The 431-nt window shown below is 40.8% G+C and carries 1 protein-coding gene; it reads left to right on the top strand.

The window, feature by feature from the left end; translation table 11 throughout:
* Positions 1-88 precede the first annotated feature (88 nt).
* Positions 89-431, top strand: a 343-nt coding sequence (locus C5L12_RS27855; RefSeq protein ID WP_280952557.1) for a flavoprotein, incomplete at its 3' end; no start/stop codon positions are given.

Below are 431 nucleotides of genomic sequence, written 5' to 3'. Positions count from 1 at the left end.
ATCAGCTTCAAACAGTCCAGACTAAAGAAGAAATTGCAGAACTCCTCCTTGAAAAAATTCAAGCATATCATTCTTAGAAAGGAAAACTATGGCAAACATTCTCTTGGCTGTAACGGGTTCAATCGCCTCTTATAAGTCGGCAGATTTAGTCAGTTCTCTAAAAAAACAAGGCCATCAAGTCACTGTCTTAATGACTCAGGCTGCTACAGAGTTTATCCAACCTTTGACACTACAGGTACTCTCACAGAATCCTGTCCACTTGGATGTCATGAAGGAACCCTATCCTGATCAGGTCAATCATATCGAACTTGGAAAAAAAGCAGATTTATTTATCGTGGTACCTGCAACTGCTAACACTATTGCAAAACTAGCTCACGGATTTGCGGACAACATGGTAACCAGTACAGCTCTAGCCCTACCAAGTCATATTC

It is taken from the genome of Neorhizobium huautlense (genome assembly GCF_002968575.1).
GTDB lineage: Bacteria > Pseudomonadota > Alphaproteobacteria > Rhizobiales > Rhizobiaceae > Neorhizobium > Neorhizobium huautlense.
This window is presented reverse-complemented; position numbering and strand designations above follow the sequence as displayed.